Source organism: Pseudoduganella sp. jia 12 (assembly GCF_055502675.1).
The window spans coordinates 291,273-312,445 of record NZ_JBUXKP010000005.1 but is presented as its reverse complement, the minus strand read 5'-3'; the positions used below and the strand labels follow the sequence as shown (position 1 = coordinate 312,445).

Annotated in this window: 18 protein-coding genes and 1 pseudogene; 9 read left to right on the top strand and 10 right to left on the bottom strand. The window is 65.9% G+C overall.

Features of this window, described 5'->3' with window-relative positions; all coding sequences use genetic code 11:
* Nucleotides 1-457 precede the first annotated feature (457 nt).
* The 7 genes and pseudogenes from ACY65G_RS13555 (at nucleotide 458) to ACY65G_RS13525 (ending at nucleotide 6,329) form a co-directional block, all read left to right on the top strand.
* Complete coding sequence (locus tag ACY65G_RS13555) at nucleotides 458-1,399, top strand: LysR family transcriptional regulator (RefSeq protein ID WP_464997882.1); 942 nt, start codon at nucleotides 458-460, stop codon at nucleotides 1,397-1,399.
* Between the two features lie 314 nt (nucleotides 1,400-1,713).
* A complete protein-coding gene (locus ACY65G_RS13550; protein ID WP_464997881.1) occupies nucleotides 1,714-2,664 on the top strand; it encodes a phosphate acetyltransferase in 951 nt (316 codons plus the stop codon).
* Between the two features lies 1 nt (nucleotide 2,665).
* Complete coding sequence (locus ACY65G_RS13545; RefSeq protein ID WP_464997880.1) at nucleotides 2,666-3,865, top strand: acetate/propionate family kinase; 1,200 nt, start codon at nucleotides 2,666-2,668, stop codon at nucleotides 3,863-3,865.
* Complete coding sequence (gene fabI / locus ACY65G_RS13540) at nucleotides 3,862-4,638, top strand: enoyl-ACP reductase FabI (protein ID WP_464997879.1); 777 nt, start codon at nucleotides 3,862-3,864, stop codon at nucleotides 4,636-4,638. Before ACY65G_RS13545 ends, fabI begins: the two co-directional genes overlap by 4 nt.
* A gap of 44 nt (nucleotides 4,639-4,682) precedes the next feature.
* A pseudogene (locus ACY65G_RS13535) lies at nucleotides 4,683-4,907 on the top strand (alpha/beta fold hydrolase); the annotation flags it as partial.
* A gap of 22 nt (nucleotides 4,908-4,929) precedes the next feature.
* Nucleotides 4,930-5,346, top strand: coding sequence for a hypothetical protein (locus tag ACY65G_RS13530; protein ID WP_464997878.1), 417 nt, complete (start codon nucleotides 4,930-4,932; stop codon nucleotides 5,344-5,346).
* Nucleotides 5,347-5,357: 11 nt separating this feature from the next.
* Nucleotides 5,358-6,329 carry a L,D-transpeptidase gene (locus ACY65G_RS13525; RefSeq protein WP_464997877.1) on the top strand — a complete coding sequence of 324 codons (972 nt, stop codon included), beginning with the start codon at nucleotides 5,358-5,360 and terminating at the stop codon, nucleotides 6,327-6,329.
* A gap of 20 nt (nucleotides 6,330-6,349) precedes the next feature.
* Here ACY65G_RS13525 and ACY65G_RS13520 read toward each other — a convergent pair whose 3' ends face one another.
* From ACY65G_RS13520 to ACY65G_RS13510, 3 genes are all read right to left on the bottom strand, one after another.
* Nucleotides 6,350-7,129, bottom strand: coding sequence for a lysostaphin resistance A-like protein (locus tag ACY65G_RS13520; RefSeq protein WP_464997876.1), 780 nt, complete (start codon nucleotides 7,127-7,129; stop codon nucleotides 6,350-6,352).
* A complete protein-coding gene (locus ACY65G_RS13515; RefSeq protein WP_464997875.1) occupies nucleotides 7,126-8,616 on the bottom strand; it encodes a sensor histidine kinase in 1,491 nt (496 codons plus the stop codon). The genes ACY65G_RS13520 and ACY65G_RS13515 overlap by 4 nt, the downstream gene beginning before the upstream one ends.
* A gap of 160 nt (nucleotides 8,617-8,776) precedes the next feature.
* On the bottom strand, nucleotides 8,777-9,505 hold the full coding sequence (locus ACY65G_RS13510; protein WP_464997874.1) for a sulfite exporter TauE/SafE family protein: 729 nt from the start codon (nucleotides 9,503-9,505) through the stop codon (nucleotides 8,777-8,779).
* Between the two features lie 97 nt (nucleotides 9,506-9,602).
* On the opposite strand from ACY65G_RS13510, the gene ACY65G_RS13505 reads away from it, so the two are divergent.
* Nucleotides 9,603-10,520, top strand: coding sequence for a LysR family transcriptional regulator (locus ACY65G_RS13505; protein WP_464997873.1), 918 nt, complete (start codon nucleotides 9,603-9,605; stop codon nucleotides 10,518-10,520).
* Nucleotides 10,521-10,530: 10 nt separating this feature from the next.
* Complete coding sequence (locus tag ACY65G_RS13500) at nucleotides 10,531-11,172, top strand: CatA-like O-acetyltransferase (RefSeq protein ID WP_464997872.1); 642 nt, start codon at nucleotides 10,531-10,533, stop codon at nucleotides 11,170-11,172.
* A gap of 9 nt (nucleotides 11,173-11,181) precedes the next feature.
* Here ACY65G_RS13500 and ACY65G_RS13495 read toward each other — a convergent pair whose 3' ends face one another.
* The 7 genes from ACY65G_RS13495 to ald all read right to left on the bottom strand — a co-directional run bounded on the left by ACY65G_RS13495 (nucleotide 11,182) and on the right by ald (nucleotide 21,014).
* Nucleotides 11,182-12,456, bottom strand: a complete 1,275-nt coding sequence (locus tag ACY65G_RS13495; RefSeq protein WP_464997871.1) for a Zn-dependent hydrolase — start codon at nucleotides 12,454-12,456, stop codon at nucleotides 11,182-11,184.
* 11 nt (nucleotides 12,457-12,467) lie between these two features.
* On the bottom strand, nucleotides 12,468-13,862 hold the full coding sequence (gene hydA / locus ACY65G_RS13490) for a dihydropyrimidinase (RefSeq protein WP_464997870.1): 1,395 nt from the start codon (nucleotides 13,860-13,862) through the stop codon (nucleotides 12,468-12,470).
* Entirely contained in the window at nucleotides 13,859-15,352 is a 1,494-nt protein-coding gene (locus tag ACY65G_RS13485; protein WP_464997869.1) for an NCS1 family nucleobase:cation symporter-1, read from the bottom strand. The genes hydA and ACY65G_RS13485 overlap by 4 nt, the downstream gene beginning before the upstream one ends.
* Nucleotides 15,353-15,504: 152 nt before the next feature.
* A complete protein-coding gene (gene preA / locus ACY65G_RS13480) occupies nucleotides 15,505-16,806 on the bottom strand; it encodes an NAD-dependent dihydropyrimidine dehydrogenase subunit PreA (protein ID WP_464997868.1) in 1,302 nt (433 codons plus the stop codon).
* Complete coding sequence (locus ACY65G_RS13475; RefSeq protein ID WP_464997867.1) at nucleotides 16,806-18,173, bottom strand: NAD(P)-dependent oxidoreductase; 1,368 nt, start codon at nucleotides 18,171-18,173, stop codon at nucleotides 16,806-16,808. The genes preA and ACY65G_RS13475 overlap by 1 nt, the downstream gene beginning before the upstream one ends.
* A 168-nt stretch (nucleotides 18,174-18,341) precedes the next feature.
* Nucleotides 18,342-19,844, bottom strand: a complete 1,503-nt coding sequence (locus ACY65G_RS13470) for a CoA-acylating methylmalonate-semialdehyde dehydrogenase (RefSeq protein WP_464997866.1) — start codon at nucleotides 19,842-19,844, stop codon at nucleotides 18,342-18,344.
* A 54-nt stretch (nucleotides 19,845-19,898) separates the two neighbouring features.
* Nucleotides 19,899-21,014: an alanine dehydrogenase gene (gene ald, locus ACY65G_RS13465; protein ID WP_464997865.1), complete on the bottom strand. Its 1,116-nt coding sequence runs from the start codon at nucleotides 21,012-21,014 to the stop codon at nucleotides 19,899-19,901.
* Nucleotides 21,015-21,173 lie beyond the last annotated feature (159 nt).

Genomic DNA, 21,173 nt, shown 5'->3' with positions numbered 1-21,173 from the left:
GTAGTTGGGGTTTCAAGGAGCACAGCTCCTTGCCAGCGTAGCGGTACAGCCATGCATGGCTGTACTCCTCCCGTAGCTGGGGTTTCAAGGAGCACAGCTCCTTGCCAGCGTAGCGGTACAGCCATGCATGGCTGTTCTCCTCCCGTAGCTGGGGTTTCAAGGAGCACAGCTCCTTGCCAGCGTAGCGGTACAGCCATGCATGGCTGTACTCCTCCCATACCCCATTTTTCTGGCAACTTTCCCTAAAAATGGGGACGTACCCCATTTTTCTGGCAACTTTTACTGCTGTGAAACTTGCCTGGACTATTCCAGGGTGGCTGGGGTTATGCATGACGAATGAGCAAAGAAGTGTGGCCTGTTGCCATCTATTTTCAGTCGATACATCTCCGACATGCTCGCGGCATGAAAGTTCACGTATATTTGACATATCCGTATTCGTATAGACAGAGCCCCCGCCATGTCCGCCCTGCCGCAACACCTCGACCTGCACCTGATCCGCATCCTGTACCTGTTGCTGGTGGAGAAAAACGTATCGCGCGTGGCGCTGAAGCTGAACCAGCCGCAGCCTTCGATCTCCGCCTCGCTGCGCAAGCTGCGCGAATTGACGGGCGACCCGCTGCTGGTGCGCGGCGCGCGCGGCATGGTGCCCACGCAGCATGGCGAAAGCCTGCTGAAGCCGGCCAAGCGCATTCTCGACGAGACCGAGAACCTGTTCGTCAAGAAGTCGCCGTTCGCACCGCAGGAAGAAGCACGCACCTTCCACATCGCCGCGCCCGATTACCTGGACAGCCAGTTCCTGCCCAGTGTGGTGGCGCTGCTGCGGCGCGGCTCGCCGAAGAGCCGCGTCGTGATCCACGGCCTGGGCCCCGGCGTCGACTACGTGCGCCTGCTGTCCGATGGCGACATGGACCTGGTGATCGCCAACTGGGATGAACCGCCCCAGCACCTGCACATTTCCAAGCTGTTCGAAGATCCGATCGTGTGCGCGATGCACGCCGCCAGCCCGTACGCGAAGCGCACCGCCGAGGATGCGATGACGCTGCACGAATACCTCACGCTGCCGCACGTGGCACCGTCGCAGATGGTGCAGGGTTCCGTGGGCGTGATCGACGCCTTCCTCGAACGCCAGAACCTGCACCGCAACGTGGCGGTGGAATCGGCCTATTTCGGCCTGATCCCCTACATGCTGACGCAATCCGACCTGGTGCTGACGACGGGCCGCCAGTTCGTGCAGTTCTACGAACGCACGCTGCCCCTGAAGATCTTCACGATCCCCGTGAAATTCCCGCCGATGCGCTTCTACCAGTTGTGGCACGAGCGCGTGCACCAGTCGCCCGAGCACAAATGGCTACGCGACCAGGTTACCACCGCCGCCAAGGCGCTGGTCAAGGGACGGTAGCGAAAACATGGCGCCGCCCGCTCGACGCCAGGGCCGGTGGCGCGGGTTGAGTGCCAGCGAAATGCGACGTCAAGTACGGCATTATGCGGTGCGCGGCTTTCGTATGGCCGGCGACCGATACGCGAGAACCGTCGGCACCATGATCCCTGCCATATGGGAGAGGGCTTGCGCACTGCAGCAAACACTGCTGGCATCGTCGCCGGTTTATGGCTAGGATTGCGCTAACTCTTCACTGGAGCGCGAATGTCCTATTCGATGCAATGCCGATTCATGCAACAGACCGCGCTCTGCTGCACTGCAAAAGGAAACATGCGATGAGTGCCCTCGGCACCGGCCATCCCTACTTCGACAGGCTGATCGACCTGGCCCGCGAGAGCGGCCCCGTCACCGTGGCAATGGCCCACCCCTGCGATGCCCATGCGCTGGAATCGGCGCTCGATGCCAGCCGGCTGGGACTGATCCAGCCGATCCTCGTGGGCCCGCGTGCCAGGATCGAACAGGCTGCTGCCGCGGCCGCGCTCGATATCTCTGCCCTCCCCCTCGTCGACACGCCGCACAGCCATGCCTCCGCGGCGCGCGCGGTGGAAATCGTGCGCGAGGGCGGCGCGCAGGCCCTGATGAAGGGCAGCCTGCATACCGATGAACTGATGGGCGCCGTCGTGTCGGCCACCACGGGCCTGCGCACCGCGCGGCGGCTCAGCCATTGCTTCGTGATGGACATCCCGGGCCATGGCGAGCCGCTGATCATCACCGATGCCGCCGTCAACATCGTGCCCGCGCTGGCCGACAAGGTCGATATCGTGCAGAACGCGATCGACCTCGCGCACATCCTCGGATTCGGCGAGGCGCGGGTGGCCATCCTGGCGGCGGTGGAGACGGTCAATCCGAAAATGCCCGCGACGCTCGATGCCGCGGCCCTGTGCAAGATGGCGGACCGCGGCCAGATCACCGGCGGCATCCTCGATGGGCCGCTGGCGATGGACAACGCCATCGATCCGGGAGCGGCCGCGATCAAGCACCTGGTATCCCCCGTCGCCGGCCGCGCCAACGTGTTGGTCGCACCGGACCTGGAAGCGGGCAACATGCTGGCCAAGAGCCTCACGTTCATGGGCGGCGCCGGGGCGGCCGGCATCGTGCTCGGCGCCCGCGTGCCGCTGATCCTCACGAGCCGTGCCGATTCGGTGGCCGCGCGGCTGGCCTCGTGCGCGGTGGCCGTGCTGGTCGCCCGCCGCAAGCTGGCGGAACCGAAGATCCTGGGCGGCTGACATGCTGGCGCCGAACGATGCCGTGGTGGTCATCAATGCCGGATCGTCGAGCATCAAGTTTTCCCTGTTCCGCGGCGCGGCGCTGGCGCCGGCACTGAAGGGCAAGGTGGAAAACCTGTACGCCGGCACGACCCGCTTCGTGGCCTTCGATGCCGCCGGCCTGCCGGTGGGGGAACGTACCTGGGACGGCGCGCCGCTCGATCACGAGCAGGCGATGGCTTTCCTGATCGACCATGCCGGGGAACACCTGCAAGGCTTGCGGGTACGCGCAGTCGGCCACCGCATCGTGCATGGCGGCGTGCGCTACAGCGGCCCTCAGCGGCTGGACAGCGCCGTGCTCGACGAGCTCGAAAAGCTCATCCCGCTCGCCCCGCTGCACCTTCCGCATAACCTCGCACCGGTGCGTGCCGTGCTGGCGCTGGCACCGCAGGTACCGCAGGTGGGGTGCTTCGACACGGCGTTTCACACGGCGCAGCCGCCGCTGGCGCAAGCCTTCGCGCTGCCGCCGTCGATTACGGAACGCGGCATCCGGCGCTACGGATTTCACGGGCTGTCCTACGAATACATCGCCAGCCGCGTGCCGGACTTCGCGCCCGGCCTGGCCGGCGGGCGTGTCGTGGCCGCCCATCTGGGCAACGGCGCCAGCATGTGCGCGATGCGGGCCGGCCGCAGCGTCGCCAGCACGATGGGCTTCACCGCCGTGGACGGCCTGCCGATGGGCACGCGCTGTGGGGCGCTCGATCCCGGCGTGGTGCTGTACCTGATCGACGAGCTGGGCATGGACGTGGCGGCTGTCCAGCGCTTGCTGTACCAGCAATCGGGGCTGCTGGGCGTGTCCGGCGTGTCGGCGGACATGCGCACGCTCGAGGCCAGCGACGAACCGCGCGCACGCCTGGCGATCGACCTGCTGGTCTACCGCATCGGCCGCGAACTCGGTTCGCTGGCCGCCGCGCTGGGTGGTCTCGATGCCCTGGTCTTCTCCGGCGGCATCGGCGAAAACTGCGTGGCGGTACGCGCCGCCGTGTGCCGCGATGCGGCGTGGCTGGGCGTGTCGCTGGACGAAGCAGCCAATGCCGCCGCCGGTGCGGACAAGATCTCCCGCATCAGCGCCCCCTCCAGCAGGGTCGAGGCGTGGGTGGTGCCGGCCAACGAAGAACTGATGATCGCGCAGCATACGGCTGCGCTGGTGGAGGAAGCATGAGCCCTGAAACAGTCCATCCGATCCTGGCGGGAAAGCGCGCGCTGGTCGTCGGCGTGGCGAACGAACACTCGATCGCCTACGGCTGCGCGCTGGCGTTCCGCAAGCTGGGGGCGGACCTGACGCTGACCTACCTGAACGACAAGGCGTTGCCGCACGTGGCCCCGCTGGCCGAGGCGATGGGTGCCGAGCTGCTGCCGCTGGACGTCGAGCAGCCGGGGCAGCTGGAAGCCGTGTTCGAGGCGCTGGCACGCCACGGCCGCCTCGATATCGCCGTCCACTCGATCGCGTTCGCGCCGAAGGCCGACCTGCAGGGCGGCCTGCTCGACTGCTCGCGTGAAGGCTTCCTCCGCGCGATGGATATTTCCTGCCATTCGTTCGTGCGCATGGCGCGCCTGGCCGCACCGCTGATGACGGAAGGCGGCAGCCTGTTCGCCATGAGCTACCACGGAGCGCGGCAGGTCGTGCCGAACTACGACGTGATGGGCCCCGTCAAGGCGGCACTGGAGGCGTCGTGCCGTTACCTGGCGCACGAACTCGGCCCGCGCGGCATCCGCGTGCATGCGATCTCGCCCGGGCCGCTGAAAACACGGGCCGCATCGGGGCTGAAGGATTTCGACCTGCTATTGGCCGATGCGGTGGCGCGCGCGCCCCTTGGGGAACTGGTCGATATCCTCGACGTCGGCAACACCTGCGCCTTCCTGGCCACCGACTATGCGCGCCGGCTGACCGGCAGCACGGTGTACGTGGACGGCGGCCTGAATATCATCGCCTGACGGCGCACCGGCAAACAACGGAGGAAACGATGCAGGTCATCCAGTTGTCGCTGCGGGACATCACGATTCCCGTGTACCTGCTGGCCGGCGCGGAAGACGACATCACCACGCCGGAACAGGTGTTCAATGCCGCTGCCCTGCTCGGCACGCCGCCGCAGGAGATCGTCACCAACCTGGTCCCCGGCGGCCACATCGGCCTGTTCATGGGCAGCAGGACGTTGCGCGATGCGTGGCCCGGCATCACGGCCTGGATCACCAGCCATGCCTGACCCGAATCACGAAAGGATCACGATGACACGTTCCTCCCTGCTGGTCGCCGGCGCGGTGTTGTGCGGCGCGCTGGCATGGCTGCCATCCGGCGCCGTGGCGGCCGACAAGGTCGAGAAGTACACGGTCGATGCCAGCATGCCTGGCATGAAAACCTTGCGCGGCAAGATCCGCGGCTACGACACGGCCGAGTACAAGGTGCGGCTGCGGCAGGGCCAGACACTGGCTGTCGGCATGAAGACGGATTCGCGGTCGAATTACTTCAACATCACGGCGCCGGGCGCGCAGGAAGCGCTGTTCATCGGCTCGATCAAGGGCCTCGATTACCGGGGCAAGGTGGAGCGCGATGGCGAATACACCGTGAACGTCTACCTGATGCGCAACGCCGCGCGCCGCAACGAACGCGCGAGCTATACGCTCTCCGTGGGCACGCAGCAGTGACGGAAAAGCGCATGAAATTCACGATTCGAGCCAGGGCGGCATGCCTGGCTATGGCGGCGCTGCTGTTGGCCGGAACGGCATCGGCGCAGGGGCGCACCGTATCGTCCGCGGTCGAACTCGCGCGGCAGTCGGCCAGCCTAAAGCCCGGCGAATGGGTGTGGGCGCCGCGCATCGCGCCGCAGGGCCCGATACTGGTCTACGTGGACCTGTCGAAACAGCTGGCCACCGTGTACCGGAACGGCGTGCGCATCGGCGTCGCGACTGTCTCGAGCGGCAAGCCCGGTTACCAGACGCCGACCGGCGTCTTCACGATCCTGCAGAAGGATGCCAGGCACCGCTCCAGCAAGTACCACAACGCGCCCATGCCCTACCAGCAGCGGCTGACCTGGGACGGTGTTGCGCTGCATGCCGGCGGGCTGCCTGGCTATCCCGAAAGCCACGGCTGCGTACACCTGCCGATGGCTTTTGCAAAGCAGCTGTTTTCGGCCACCCGGCTCGGTACCACGGTCGTCGTGGCAGGCGATTCGGCACACCCGGTGGCGACGGGTGGCGGCGAAGTACTGGCACCGTCCACGCTGGAACTGGACCGCGCTGCGGATTTCTGGACGCCGGAAAAGTCGGCTGAGGGGCCCGTTACGATCGTGCTGTCGCGTGCCGACCAGGCCGCGGTCGTGCTGCGCAACGGCGTGCCGATCGGCCGTTCCGCCGTGACGCTGCCGCGCGACGACGACGCCACGCACGTCCTGACGCTTGCCGGCGGCAGCGGCGACGGACAGCAATGGATCTACGCGGGCGTGGCCGGCCACGAAGGCGAGGACGGCCGGCCCGTGGACGAGGTGGCCCGCAACCGGGTGCAGATACCGCCGGATTTCTACCGGCGCGTGACCGCGCTGCTGGAGCCCGGTGCCACCCTGCTGGTGACCAGCGCGCCGCTGGGCGAAGGCGGCACGGGCAAGCAGCTGGCGGTGCTGAGCGGCCAGTAACGCCTGAAGCGTGGTGCCCGTCAGCCGGCGGCCCTGGCCGGCGCGGCATACGGCATTGCCCCCCGCATACCGCGCAGCAGGTACAGGCCATACAGGAAGATCGGCAGCACCAGCAGCAGCGAAGCCCAGGGCAGCAGCGGCGCCGTCTCCTCGGGTGGCGCCGACAGCAGGTGCAGCATCAGGGAAAAGTCCCAGATGCCATGCACCACGGCCATCGGCCAGACCGATCGCGTGCGCAAACGGATCGCAGCGTAGCCCACGCCTTGCAGGAATGCCCCGACGGACTGCCACAGCGCGGCCGTAACATCGCCCGTGGTGAAACCGTTCAATGCGTGGACGACGCCGAAAATGGCCGAGGATGCGAGAACCGACTGCCATATCGTATACCGCGTCAGGAGACCGGCAAGCAGCACGCCGCGAAACATCAGCTCTTCGGACAGGCCGACCGCGGCCATGTTGACTGCGAGGGTCAGCATGGCGGCATGCGGGATCGTCGACTCGTTCGTGAAGGCGATGAGCAGCGCAAAGGCCGCATACGACAGCGGCAACCAGACAAGGCCCGCGGACCGCAAGGGATCGGGCGCGCCGATGCCAGTGACGCCGCGATCCCGGGAGGCGAACGCGAACCACCCCGCGAACAGTGCCGCGACGATCCAGGCGAGGCCGATGTGCCCGGTTGCCGCATCGGCCAGCGACTGCGGCTGGCTGCCCGAGCCGATCCAGCCGCCCGCAATCGTCAAGACAAGCCAGCCCAGCAAGACGGCGAGCGACAATCGCAGCGTGATACGCACTCTTTTCATGGCGCTTCCTGGTATGCGCGTTGCAGCTTGATCGTGAATCGGCTCCCCTGCCCTTTACCTCGACTGTAGCAATGGACTTCACCGCCCTGCAGTTCGACCATGTTCTTGACCAGGGCGAGTCCGATTCCCAGGCCCGACCGGCTTTTGTCGGAGGCACGCATTTCCTGCGCAAACAGATCGAACACGCGCGGCACCATATCGCTTGCGATGCCGATTCCATCGTCGCTCACCGATAACGCCAGTCGCTCCCCATCGGCATGAAGATCGATGTCGATATGGCCGCCGGCATTCGTGTAACGGACCGCATTGTTAAGTAAATTTGCAATGACCTGTACCATGCGCTCCCGATCACAGAGCGCAAGCAATGGTTCGTCATCCATATTGACGGTCAATCTGTGCCCTTTCTGCTCGAGCATCGGCTGGATCTGCTCGATTGCGCTCGTCACGACAGGCTGGATCGGATGCGCGCCGAGTTTCAGGTGGACCTTTCCCTGTGCGACGCGCGATACATCGAGCAGGTCTTCAACCAGGCTCAATATATGCCGGGCCTGGCGGGTAATGACGCTGCCCATCTGGCGCACCTGCGCGGCGTCGGGTCCCGATTCCAGCAGCTGGGCCGCAGACAGGATCGGGGCCAGTGGATTGCGCAGCTCGTGCGCCAGGGTGGCCAGGAAATGGTCCTTGTTGCGCTCGGCATCACGCATCAGCTGGGCATCGGCCTGTCGCTGTGTAACGTCGCGGATGACCATGACTTCCCCAAGCTTTTCGCCGTCCGGCAGGCATACGGGGGTCGTGACATTTTCGATGACCTTCCTCCCGCCCAGGGGGTGTTCGACGATCACGACGGCGACCCCATCGGATGCATCAGCGGCATTCAGCAGGTCGCCCTCCTCAGGGCGTTGCAGGGCCGGATCGACGACATGGAGCACATCGCCGATCTCCCTGCCGTATGCGGATGTGGCACTCCAGCCAGTGATCTGTTCGGCTTTGCGATTGACAAAACCGATATGCCCCTCCGGGTCGACAGAAATGACGCCGTCGCCAATCGACTCGAGGGTCACCTCCACTTTCTGTTTCTGCTCCAGCAGTTGCGCCTGCAAGCTGCGGAATGCCGTGATATCCCGGGTGACCTTGCAGAACCTGACCAGTCGCCCCTGATCGTCATGGATCGCGATGAGCTCGGTCATCGCCCAGAACATGCGCCCGTCTTTTTTCTGCCGCAATGCCTGTTCCTGGAAGGTCCCCTGCGCCGCGGCGCGCCGCAGATTACGCTCCGGCTCTCCACGGTCGCGTGCGTCGGGCGAATACAGCATGCTGTAATGCATGCCGATCGCTTCCGCTGCGCTATAGCCTTTCATCTGTTCAGCGGCCTGGTTCCAGTACGTGATGTATCCATCCACATCGGTCAGGAACACCGCGTAATCGGAGATTTTCTCCATCGCGATAAAAAAACTATCCTTGATATCGGACGCTTCATCGGGAGTCATCGGTGCTCCGGTCTGTGGGTCGAAAGCAGATTGCAGATTACCATGAGCACACGGGCGATCAGTACTCGCCCGGACGGACCATACACGGCAAGGTCGAGCCACGCGAATGGCGATCGACAAATCGCTTCGGCCGGCCGATGCGATTGCCGCGCAGGGCAAGTCACCAGGCAGCGGCGATTGCCAGTTGCACCCCGAGCAGCAGCAGGGTGCCGAAGAAACAGCGCCGGAACACGTGGGGTTTCAGCCGCCCGCGCAGCCGGCTGCCCAGGGCAAGGCCAACGAGCGCGGGCAGCTGGGCGGCGAACGACATGCCGGCGTTGGCGGGCTCCCAGGCGCCATGCCCGGCCAGCATCGCGGCCAGCGCCAGCGTCGACACGGTGAACGACAGGCCCATCGCCTGCACGAGTTCTTCCTTTTCCATCCCGAGCGCCTGCAGGTAGGGCACGGCCGGCAGCACGAACACGCCCGTCACCGCCGTGAGCACGCCGGTCGCCACGCCGACCGCAGGGCCCAGCCACCACTCCTGCTCCGCGCGCACCCGCCACTGCCACGACGACAGCCCGAGCAGTGCGTACAGCACCAGTGCCAGGCCGAGCACCGCCTTGCCGTCGCCTCTGGCGAACAGCGCGCCACCGAGCAGCGTGCCGGCGCAGACGCCCAGCAGCATCGGCCGCAGCCGCAGCCACAGCGCATATAAACCCCGCCGCTCCAGCATCTGCCACATATTCGTCAAAAGCGAAGGCACGACGAGGATCGCGGCAGCCTGCAGCGGCGGCATCACCAGGCCCAGCAGTGCCATCGCCACCGTCGGCAAGCCCATTCCCGTCACGCCCTTCACCATGCCTGCCAGCACGAACACGATGCAGATGTAAAAAAGATGATTTTCCATGGCTGCAGTATGGCCTGGGGCCCCGCAGCGGAAAATGTGGAATATACTGCCCCAGCCTTCGGCCATTCCGAAGGCAGACACACTTGTTCCCTGCTTCATGCGATTCGATCTCACCGACCTGAAACTGTTCCTGCGCGTGGTGGAAACCGGCAGCATCACGGCCGGCGCCGCGCAGGCCCACCTTGCCCTGGCGTCGGCCAGCGCGCGCGTGCGCGGCATGGAAGAAGCACTCGGCGTGCCGCTGCTGGAGCGCAACCGCCGCGGCGTGGAACCGACGGCGGCGGGCCGCACGCTGCTGCACCACGCGCGGCTGATCACGCAACAGATGGAAAAGATGCGCGCCGACCTGGGCGAATACGCCACGGGCCTGAAGGGCCACGTGCGCCTGCTGTGCAACACGTCGGCGCTGACGGAGTTCCTGCCGGACGTGCTGGCCGCGTTCATGGCCAGTCATCCGCAGGTGAATGTCGACCTGGAAGAGCGGCTGTCCAGCGACATCGTGCAGGCGATGCGCGACGACCTGGCCGACATCGGCATCGTCACCGATTCGGTGGACAGCAGCGGCCTGGAAACGCAGCTGTTCTGCGAGGACAGGCTCGTGCTGGCCCTGCACCCCGGCCACCCGCTCGCCAAGGGTCTGCGGCGCAATGCCTCGTTACCCTTCCATGCCACGGTGGAGCATGACTTCATCGGCCTGGCGGGCGACAGCGCACTGCAGATGTACCTGGGCGAGCAGGCGACAAAGCTGGGCAAGCGGCTGCGCTATCGGGTGCGGGTGCGCAGTTTCGACGCCGTGTGCCGCATGGTGGCCAGCGGCGCCGGCCTGGCCGTGCTGCCGGAATCGGCCGTGGTGCGTTCGCGCGACGCGGCAAACGTGAAGATCGTGCGGCTGGCGGACGCGTGGACCCGGCGCCGCCTGCTGCTGTGCACGCGCAGCTATGCCGACCTGCCCGGCCATGCGCGCGATCTGGTCGACGCGCTGGCCCGCCATGCGACAATACCGGCCTCCGACTGAAAGACGCATCATGGAAAACTTCGCACGGCGGCGCGACCGCTTCGACCTCTTCAACGGCATGGACAGCCCGGCCGTCAACCTGTCGTTCCCCCTGGAGCTGCCGGACTTCCGGCCCTGGTGCAAGGCCAACGCCCTGCCGCCATTCCACGTGCTGCTGTGCGCGATCCTGCGCGCGGTGCTGAAGGTGGAGAACTTCCGCTATCGCATCCACGACGGCGAGGTGTTCATGATCGACCGGCTGATCCCGGCCTTTACCGTGATCAACCAGCACAACGACCTCAATTTCGCGATGTTCGACTGGTCGGACGATCTGCGCGAGTTCGTCGCGCGCGGCAGCGCCGCCCGGGAGGCGGCGTCGAACATGGAGGCGCTCAATGCCGGCTACGCCCGGCTGTCGCCGCGCGAAGCAAAGCACCAGGTGCACGTCACCTGCATTCCGTGGCTCGCCTTCACTTCCATCCAGCATCCGGTGGCGGCGCTGGACTGCCCCGACATTCCCTCGATCGCCTGGGGCAAGTTCCGCGACGGCGTGCCCGGCGAACTGCTGCTGCCGTTCTCGGTGCAGGCCCACCACGGCTTCGTGGACGGTTTCCACATCCACCAGCTGGCGCAGCAGATCGCCGCCGAAGTGGCGGCGATCATCGAAGCCTAGGCAACGTTCCTAGACCACCTTCGCCCGTTCCAGCATCGCGTGCAGCAGCACGTTGCAGCCGGCTTCCAGGTGGGCCGGCTGGGCATCCTCGATCTCGTTGTGGCTGATGCCATCCTTGCACGGCACGAAGATCATGCCCGAAGGCGCCAGACGCGCCGCATAGATCGCGTCGTGTCCGGCGCCGGACACCACGTCCATCGTCGAATACCCGAGCTTAGCCGTGGCACTGCGCACGGCGCCCACGACATTCGGGTGGAACGGGCATGGCGGGTAGTACGACACGCGCTCCAGCTTCACGTCCAGGCCCGAATCGGCCGCCACCCGCGCCACGAACGCCGTCATCTCCTCGTGCATCGTGTTCAACAGCTCGTCGTTCACGTTGCGCAGGTCGATCGAGAACTTCACCTGGCCGGGGATCACGTTGCGGCTGTTCGGGAACACCTGCATCATGCCGACCGTGCCGCGGCCGTACGGCGGGTAGCGGTTGGCGATGGCCACCACCTCCGGAATGATCTGCGCGGCCACCTGCATGGCATCGCGCCGCAGGTGCATCGGTGTCGGCCCCGCATGCGCTTCCATGCCCGTCACCGTGCAGTCGTACCACGACAGGCCCATCACGGCGGGCACCACGCCGATCACCTTGTCCGCATCCTCCAGCACGGGGCCCTGTTCGATGTGCGTCTCGAAATAGGCGCCGATCGGGTGGTCGCCCGGCACCTGGTCTCCACGATAGCCGATGCGTTCCAGCTCCTCGCCGACCGTCTTGCCGTCGACATCCCTGGCCGCATAGGCGGTTTCCAATGTGAAGGCCCCGCAGAAGACGCCGGAGCCCATCATCACGGGCACGAAGCGCGAACCTTCCTCGTTGGTCCAGAACGCCACCTCGATCGGCGCTTCCGTGCGGATGGCGTGGTCGTTCAGCGTACGCACCACTTCCAGCCCGGCCAGCACGCCGTAGTTGCCGTCGAACTTGCCGCCGGTCGGCTGCGTGTCGATGTGGCTGCCCGTCATCACGGGCGGCAGCGCATCGTTCGTGCCGGCGCGGCGCATGAACACGTTGCCGATCTGGTCCACCGTGACCGTCATGCCGGCCGCCTTGCCCCAGCCGACGACGAGGTCGCGGCCTTGCCGGTCCAGGTCCGTCAGCGCCAGGCGTTTCACGCCGCCCTTCTCCGTGGCGCCGATTTTCGCCAGCTCCATCAGCGCATCCCACAGCCGTTGGCCATCGACCCGCAGCGCCTCCGGATCCACGCCAGTCTTTACTGCCTCGGTCATGTCGTTCATCTGCTGTCCTCTCAAGATGCGGTAACGGGTTGGAACGCGGGACGGTCCACGTGCCGGCCGGCGCCTTCCACGGCCATCAGTTCGCCGCCGTGGAACACCACCTTGCCGGCGGCCACCGTGGTGCTGGGGATGCCCTTCACGGTGCGGCCTTCGAACACGTTGAAGCCGCCCTTTGCGAATTGCGTTTTCGCCGAGATCGTGCGCGTGCCGGCCGGGTCCCAGACGACGACGTCCGCATCGGCACCCGCCTGCACCACGCCCTTGCGCGGATAGATGTTGAAGATCTGCGCCGCGTTGGCGGACGTGACCTTCACGAATTCGGAGGGCGTCAGCAGTCCGCTGTTGACGCCTTCGTCCCAGATGACGGCCATCCGGTCTTCGACACCGCCGCAGCCGTTCGGGATCTTCGTGAAATCGTCTCGTCCGGCGGCCTTCTGCGCGTCGCAGAACGTGCAGTGATCGGTGGCGGTCGTGTGCAGGTTGCCGGCCCGCAGGCCCTGCCACAGCGCGCGCTGGTGTTCCTTGCTGCGAAACGGTGGGCTCATCACATGGCCGGCGGCGAAATCGAAGTCGGGATGCTGGTACACGCTGTCGTCGATGATCAGGTGCCCCGCCAGTGCCTCGCCATATACGCGCTGGCCGGCCGCGCGGGCGCGCGTGATGGCGTCCAGCGATTCCTTGCACGACACGTGCACGATGTACAGCGGCGTTTCCAGCACGCCGGCGATCGCGATCGCCCGGTTGGCCGCCTCGGCCTCCACCGCCGGTGGCCGCGACAGCGGGTGCGCCGCCGGCCCGGTGATGCCCCTGGCCAGCAGGTCGCGCTGCAGCTGGTAGACCAGTTCCCCGTTCTCCGCATGCACGGTGGGGATCGCGCCCAGTTCCAGCGAGCGCCGGAAGCTTTTCACGAGCGTTTCGTCATCGGCCATGATGGCGTTCTTGTACGCCATGAAGTGCTTGAAGCTGTTGACGCCGTGGTCGCGCACCAGCACGCCCATCTCTTCGTGCACGCGGTCGGACCACCATGTGATCGCCACGTGGAACGTGTAGTCGCCGGCCGCCTTCGCGGCCCAGCCGCGCCACTGGTGGTAGGCTTCCAGCAGCGACTGCTGCGGGTTCGGGATGACGAAATCGATGATCGTCGTAGTGCCGCCCGCCAGGCCGGCCGCCGTGCCCGTGTAAAAATCGTCCGCCGTCACGGTGCCCATGAAAGGCAGGTTCATGTGCGTGTGCGGATCGATCCCGCCCGGCATGATGTACTGGCCGGCGGCGTCGATGACTTTCGCGCCCACGGGTGCATCCAGGTTGTCGCCCACGGCGACGATCCGGTCGCCGTCGCACAGCACATCGGCGCGGAAGGCGCGGTCGGCGTTGACGACGGTACCGCCTCGAATGATCAGGCTCATTTGGTGTCTCCGTTCAGGATTGGGGTGGGCGGCCGGAATGCGGCCAGCTGCATCATCACCGCATAGGTTACGGCGGCGATCGCGATGCCCACGAACCAGGCATAGGTATAGATGGTCTTGAAGGTAGCGCCGACATTCGGGAATGCTTCGGGAAAGGCCGCGTTCAGGAAGCCGGGAATGTTCGGCAGCACGCCGAGGATGAACGCGATGACGGCGGCCAAGTTCCAGCCGGTGCCGTACGAGTAAATGCCATCTTCGCGGTACAGCTCGGACACCGTCAGCTCGGTCTTGCGGACCAGGTAGTAGTCGACGATCAGCACGCCGGCGATGGGGCCCAGCAGCGCGGAGTATCCGATCAGCCACGTGAAGATGTAGCCCTGCGTGGTTTCCAGCAGCTTCCACGGCATCATCGCCAGCGCGATGCCGGCCGTGATGTAGCCGCCCGTGCGGTACGAGATGCGTTTCGGCGCCAGCGCGGAAAAGTCATACGCCGGGCCGACCAGGTTGGCGGCCAGGTTGACGCTGACGGTATCGACCAGCAGCACGATCAGCGCGACCAGCACGGCCACGCCGGTCATCCGCGCGGCCAGGTCCACCGGATCCCACAGCGCCTTGCCATACAGGACCACGGTGGCCGACGTGACGATCACCGCCAGCGCCGCCAGTAAACCCATCGGCACCGGCAGGCCGATCGACTGGCCCACGATCTGGTCCTTCTGCGACTTGGCGAAGCGGGTGAAGTCCGGGATATTCAGCGCCAGCGTGGCCCAGAAGCCCACCATCGCCGTCAGCGACGGCCAGAAGGCGTTCCAGAACTGGCCTTCCTTCGGCTGGCCCGGCGCGAACTGGGAAGGCTTGTCCAGCAGCGGGCCGAATCCGCCCGCCTTGTCGTAGACCCACCACAGCAGCACGAAGCAGATCAGGATCTTCAGCGGTGCGGTGTAGGTCTCGAGCTTCCGGATCGAATCCATGCCATGCACGATGTAGTACATCTGGATCGCCCAGAACGCCAGGAAGCACAGCAGCTGTGCGCCGTTGATGCCCAGCCAGCCGATCTTCTCGCCGCCGATCGGGGCGCCCATCAGCACGCCCAGCAGCGTGTAGATCATGCTGCCGCCAAACCAGGTCTGGATGCCGTACCAGCCGCACGCCACGATGGCACGCAGCAGCGCAGGCAGCTTGGCGCCGTCCGTGCCGAACGATGCGCGCGCCAGCACCGCGTACGGAATGCCGTACTTGGTGCCCGCGTGGCCGATCGCCAGCATCGGCACCAGCACGATCGCATTGGCCAGGAACACGGTCCATACGGCCTGCCACGCGGACATGCCGCCCTCGATGAGGCTGGCGGACAGTGTGTACGCGGGAATGCACATCACCATGCCCACCCACAGCGCCGCGAAGTGGTACCACAGCCAGGTGCGCTGGGCGGCGGACGTGGGCGCGAGGTCTTCGTTCCACAGGTGGGGGTTGGCTTTGATGTCTTGGTTCACTGGGCTCTCCTGGTTTGGATCCTGTTTTGCTGAGTGGTCGCCTCAGCTATTTAACCCGGAGGCAGAGGCCGGGGTCAGACCCGCCGGGTCCGACCCCAGGTTCTGCTTTGGGGGTCAGGTTTGAGGGCAACTGCCTTCAACAAGTAATCACATCACGCCGCGGTCGGCACCTGCTCCGCCCGCGGATTGCGCGGATCCTGCGTCCAGTTCATGTACGCCTTGCCGCTCTGCTGCGGCACCATCGTGATGCAGTCCTGCACGGGACACGTGATCTCGCACAGGTTGCAGCCCACGCATTCGCTGTCGATCACTTCATACGTGCGCTTGCCGGTGGCCTCGTCTACCAGCCGGGCGATGGCCTGGTGCGACGTATCCTCGCACGCCACGTGGCATTTTCCGCAGCCGATGCAGTCGGCCTGGCTGATGTGCGCGATCGTCTTGAAGTTCATGTCGAGGTATTTCCAGTCGGTGGTGTTCGGCACCGCGCGGCCCCGGAACTCCTCGATGGTGCGGTAGCCCTGCGTGTCCATCCAGCGCGACAGGCCGTCCTTCATCTCCTCGACGATGCGGAAGCCATGCAGCATCGCGGCCGTGCAGACCTGCACGCAGCCGGCGCCGAGCGCGATGAACTCGGCGGCGTCGCGCCAGTTGTTGATGCCGCCGATGCCGGAGATCGGCAGGCCGCGCGTTTCCGGATCGCGTGCGATCTCGGCCACCATGTTCAGCGCGATGGGTTTCACGGCGGTGCCGCAGTAGCCGCCGTGCGTGCTCGCTGAACCGACCGTGGGCAGCGCTACCATCCGGTCCAGGTCGATCGACGTGATGGAATTGATCGTGTTGATCAGCGAGACCGCGTCCGCGCCGCCTCCTTTCGCGGCGCGCGCCGGGTGGCGGATGTCGGTGATGTTCGGCGTGAGCTTGACGATCACCGGCAGCCTGCTGTGCTTCTTGCACCACGCGGTGACCATGCCCACGTATTCCGGCACCTGGCCGACGGCCGCGCCCATGCCCCGCTCCGGCATGCCATGCGGGCAGCCGAAATTGAGCTCGATGCCGTCCGCGCCTGTCGCTTCCACCTTCGGCAGGATGTCGGCCCAGTAGTGCTCTTCGCACGGCAGCATCAGCGACACGACGATCGCCCGGTCCGGCCATGCCTCCTTGACGGCGGTGATCTCGCGCAGGTTGATGTCCAGCGAGCGGTCGGTGATCAGTTCGATGTTGTTGAAGCCGATGACTTCGCGGTTCTTGCCGTAGATGGCGGAATAGCGCGACGACACGTTGACGGCCGGCGGATCCTCGCCCAGCGTTTTCCACACCACGCCGCCCCACCCCGCCTCGAAGGCGCGGATGACGTTGTAGGCCTTGTCGGTGGGCGGCGCGGAGGCCAGCCAGAACGGGTTCGGCGACTTGATGCCGCAGAATTCCACGGCGAGGTTGCTGTATTCGTCGCTCATTATGCTGCCTCCAGTTTCGATTGAAGTTCGGCGTGGATCGCCATGGCCGCCAGCTTGCCGTGCTGGACCGCCTGCACTGTCAGGTCCTGCCCCGGCGCCACGCAGTCGCCGCCGGCGTAGATCCCCGGCAGCACGGTGCGGAAGTGTTCGTCGACGTGGATGCGGTCGCCGTCGCGCTTGAGCAGCGTGGCCAAGGGGTCGGCGAGCGCGCCATCGTCCATCGTCTGGCCGATCGCCTTGAACACGGCATCGGCGGCGATCTCGAACGTTTCGCCTGTGCCCACGAGGCGGTTGCCTTCCAGCCGTGTCTTCTCGAAGCGCATGCCCTGCACGCGGCCGGCCGCGTCGAGCAGCACCTGCCGCGGCTGGGCCCACGTGCGCATGCGCACCTGGTTGGCCTTGGCGATTTCCTGTTCGTGGTGCGTGGCGCTCATCGCCTCGAAGCCGCGGCGGTACACCAGCGTCACCTCCTCGGCGCCCAGCCGCTGGATCTGCACGGCCATGTCGATGGCGGTATTGCCCGCGCCGATCACGATCGCGCGCTTCGGCACCGGCAGCGCGGTGAGGTCATCGGCCTGGCGCAGTTCGGCGATATAGTCGACGGCGGCCAGCAGGCCCGGCGCATCTTCGCCGGTCAGGCCCAGCTGGCGGCTGGCGCCGAGGCCAAGGCCAAGGAACACGGCATCGTAGTTCGCGTGCAGGTCCTTCAGGTGCAGGTTGTCGCCCAGCTTCTGGCCCAGGCGGATCTCGATGCCGCCGATGCCCATCAGGAAGTCGACTTCGCGCTGGGCGAAATCGTTCGTGAGCTTGTACTTCGCGATCCCGTACTCGTTCAGGCCACCGGCCTTGTCCTGCGCCTCGAACACCACGACGTCATTGCCCAGCATGGCGAGGCGGTGCGCGCACGACAGCCCCGCGGGGCCGGCACCGACGACGGCGATCCTGCGGCCCGTGGCTTTCGCACGCTGGAACGGGTGCCCGGTAAAACTCATGTTGTCGGTGGCGTAGCGCTGCAGCAGCGCGATTTTCACAGGCTGGCCCTCGGCATCGTGGTTGCGTACGCAGGCGTCCTCGCACAGGATTTCGGTGGGGCACACGCGCGCGCAGCTGCCGCCGAAGATGTTCTGCTTCAGGATGCCGAGCGCGGCGCCGTCGACGTTGCGGTCGTGGATATTGCGGATGAAGCTGGCCACGTCGATGTCCGACGGACAGATGCGCGTACACGGCGCGTCATAGCAGTACAGGCAGCGGGATGCTTCGATCGCCGCCTGGCGGGCGTTCAACGGTGGCGCGAGGTCGGTGAAGTGGGTGGCCAGCTCGCTGTTCGTGGAGCTGGGGTGGGGGATGTAGTTGAGTGAGTCGAGCATGGTTCTGGTTCCTGGCTTGGCTGGGTTGGATCCTGACTTCACTGCGGGAATGAGAACCGGTGTCAGGCACCGCTCATGCACCGCGGGCTTTCATGCGCCGCGGCTTTGCGGTGACTGACACCAGTGCTCACAGGCCGCTGGCTTAGAACTACTGCTTGATTCGGCTACTTACTTCATCTGTGGGAATGCAAATTCCGCGCCAGCCGTGGCGGTGTTGGGCCACCGCTGCATCACGGCCTTGTGCCGCGTATAAAACCGCACGCCTTCGGGACCATACGCATGGTGGTCGCCGAACATGCTGCGCTTCCAGCCGCCGAAACTGTTGAACGCCATCGGCACCGGCAGCGGCACGTTCACGCCCACCATGCCCACCTGGATCTGGCGCACGAATTCGCGGGCCACGCCGCCATCGCGCGTGAACACGGCCACGCCGTTGCCGTATTCGTTGCGGTTGATGAGATCCACCGCGCTGCCCACGTCCGGCAGGCGCATCACGCACAGCACGGGGCCGAAGATCTCCTCCTTGTAGATCGTCATGTCCGGCGTGACGTGGTCGAACAGCGTGCCGCCGACGAAGAAGCCGTTCGGCCGTTCCGGCACCTGGTAGTTGCGGCCGTCGACGACGAGCTTCGCGCCCTGCTCCACGCCTTCGCCGATCAGGCGCTCGATGCGCTGCTTGGCGGCGAGCGTGACGACAGGCCCCATTTCGGCATCGTGCGCCGCACCGTCGCGTACTTTCAGTGCGGCGGTGCGCCGTTCCAGTGCGCCCACCAGCGCGTCGCCCGCATCGCCGATGGCAACCACGACGGAGATCGCCATGCAGCGTTCGCCGGCCGAACCGTATGCGGCGCCCATCAGCGCATCGACGGCCATCTCCATGTCGGCATCCGGCATCACCACCATGTGGTTCTTCGCGCCGCCCAATGCCTGCACGCGCTTGCCGCTCGCGCTGCCTTTCGCATAGATGTATTCGGCGATCGGCGTGGAGCCGACGAAGCTGATCGCCTGCACGTGCGGGTGCTCCAGCAGCGCATCGACGACCAGCTTGTCGCCCTGCACGACGTTGAACACGCCGTCCGGCAGGCCCGCCTTCTTCAACAGCTCCGCATGCAGCAGCGATGGCGAGGGATCGCGCTCGGAAGGCTTCAGGATGAACGTGTTGCCGCAGGCGAGGGCCACCGGGAACATCCACATCGGCACCATCACGGGGAAGTTGAACGGCGTGATGCCGGCCACGACGCCGAGCGGCTGGCGCATCGACCAGGCGTCGATGCCGCGCGAGATCTGGTCCGTGAACTCGCCCTTCAGCAGTTGCGGGATGCCGAGCGCGAACTCGACGACCTCGATGCCGCGCGCCACTTCGCCGCGCGCATCGGCCAGCGTCTTGCCGTGTTCGCGCGTCAGCATGGCCGCGAATTCCTCGGTGTGCTGCTGGCACAGCTGCAGGTATTTCGCCAGCACGCGGGCGCGCGCCAGTGGCGGCGTGTCGGCCCAAGCGGGAAACGCGGCGTGCGCGGCCTGCACGGCGGCGTCCACTTCTTCCGGCGTGCCGAGCGCCACGCGGGCGACGGGCTCGCCGAGCGCGGGATTGAAGACGTCGGCATAGCGGCCGCTGCGAGTGTCCGCCTTGGCGCCGCCGATGTAATGGGTGATGGTGTCAATGTCGCTCATCTTGGTCTCGTTCAGGTTATTGGGATTGAGGCGGGGGTTCAGGACAGCAGAGGATCACGCGAGGAGCATGTCGGCCGGCACATGGTCGTAGCCGAGGTCGCGGGCCACCGCTTCGTACGTGACCTGGCCCTGGCAGACGTTCAGGCCGTTCTTCAGGTGCGGGTTGGCTTGCAGCGCTTTGTGCCAGCCCTTGTCGGCCAGCGCCAGCGCATGCGTGATGGTGGCGTTGTTCAAGGCGAACGTGGACGTGCGCGCGACGGCGCCCGGCATGTTCGCGACACAGTAATGCACCACGCCGTCGACGATGAAAGTGGGTTGTTCGTGGGTAGTCGCGCGCGACGTTTCAAAACAGCCGCCCTGGTCGATCGCCACGTCGACGATGACGGCGCCCTGCTTCATCTTGCCCACCATCTGGCGCGTGACGAGCTTGGGCGCCGCGGCACCGGGGACAAGCACGCCGCCGATCACGAGGTCGGCGCCCAGCACCGCTTCCTCGATCGTGTGCGCATTCGAATACATGGTCTGCACGCGGTTGCCGAACACGAGGTCGATCTGGCGCAGCCGGTCGACGTTCTTGTCCAGCACCGTCACGCGCGCGCCCATGCCCACGGCGATCTGCAGCGCATTGGTGCCGACCACGCCGGCGCCGATGATCGCCACGTGGCCGGGCGCCACGCCGGGCACGCCGCCCAGCAGCAGGCCCATGCCGCCCTTGGACTTTTCCAGGTGCGCGGCGCCGGCCTGCACGGCCATGCGCCCCGCCACTTCACTCATCGGCGCCAGCAGCGGCAGGCCGCCGTTCGGGCCGGTGATGGTTTCGTAGGCGATACAGACGGCCTTCGATGCAACCAGCGCTTTTGTTTGCTCCGGGTCGGGAGCAAGATGCAGGTAGGTGTACAGGATCTGGCCTTCGCGCAGCATCGCGCATTCCTGCGGCTGCGGTTCCTTGACCTTGACGATCATGTCGGCACGTTCGAAGATCTCCTGCGCGGTGGCGGCGATCGTGGCGCCGGAAGCTTCGTACATCGCATCCGTGAGGCCGATGGCGGCGCCGGCATTGCGTTCGACGAGCACGGGGTGGCCGCGCAGCGTCAGTTCCTTCACGCTGGCCGGGGTAAGGCCCACGCGGGATTCCTGGTTCTTGATTTCCTTGGGTACGCCTACGAGCATGGTATGTCTCCTTTTAGGCTTTTGGGGTGGTGATGCGTGGTGCGTGGCGCGGGATACCTTGGCTGTTGGCGGCTGAGAACCGGTGTCTGACACCATTTTCCTCCGGAAAATGGTGTCAGACACCGGTCTTCCGCGGCCAACTACTGTCGCTTGTGGCGA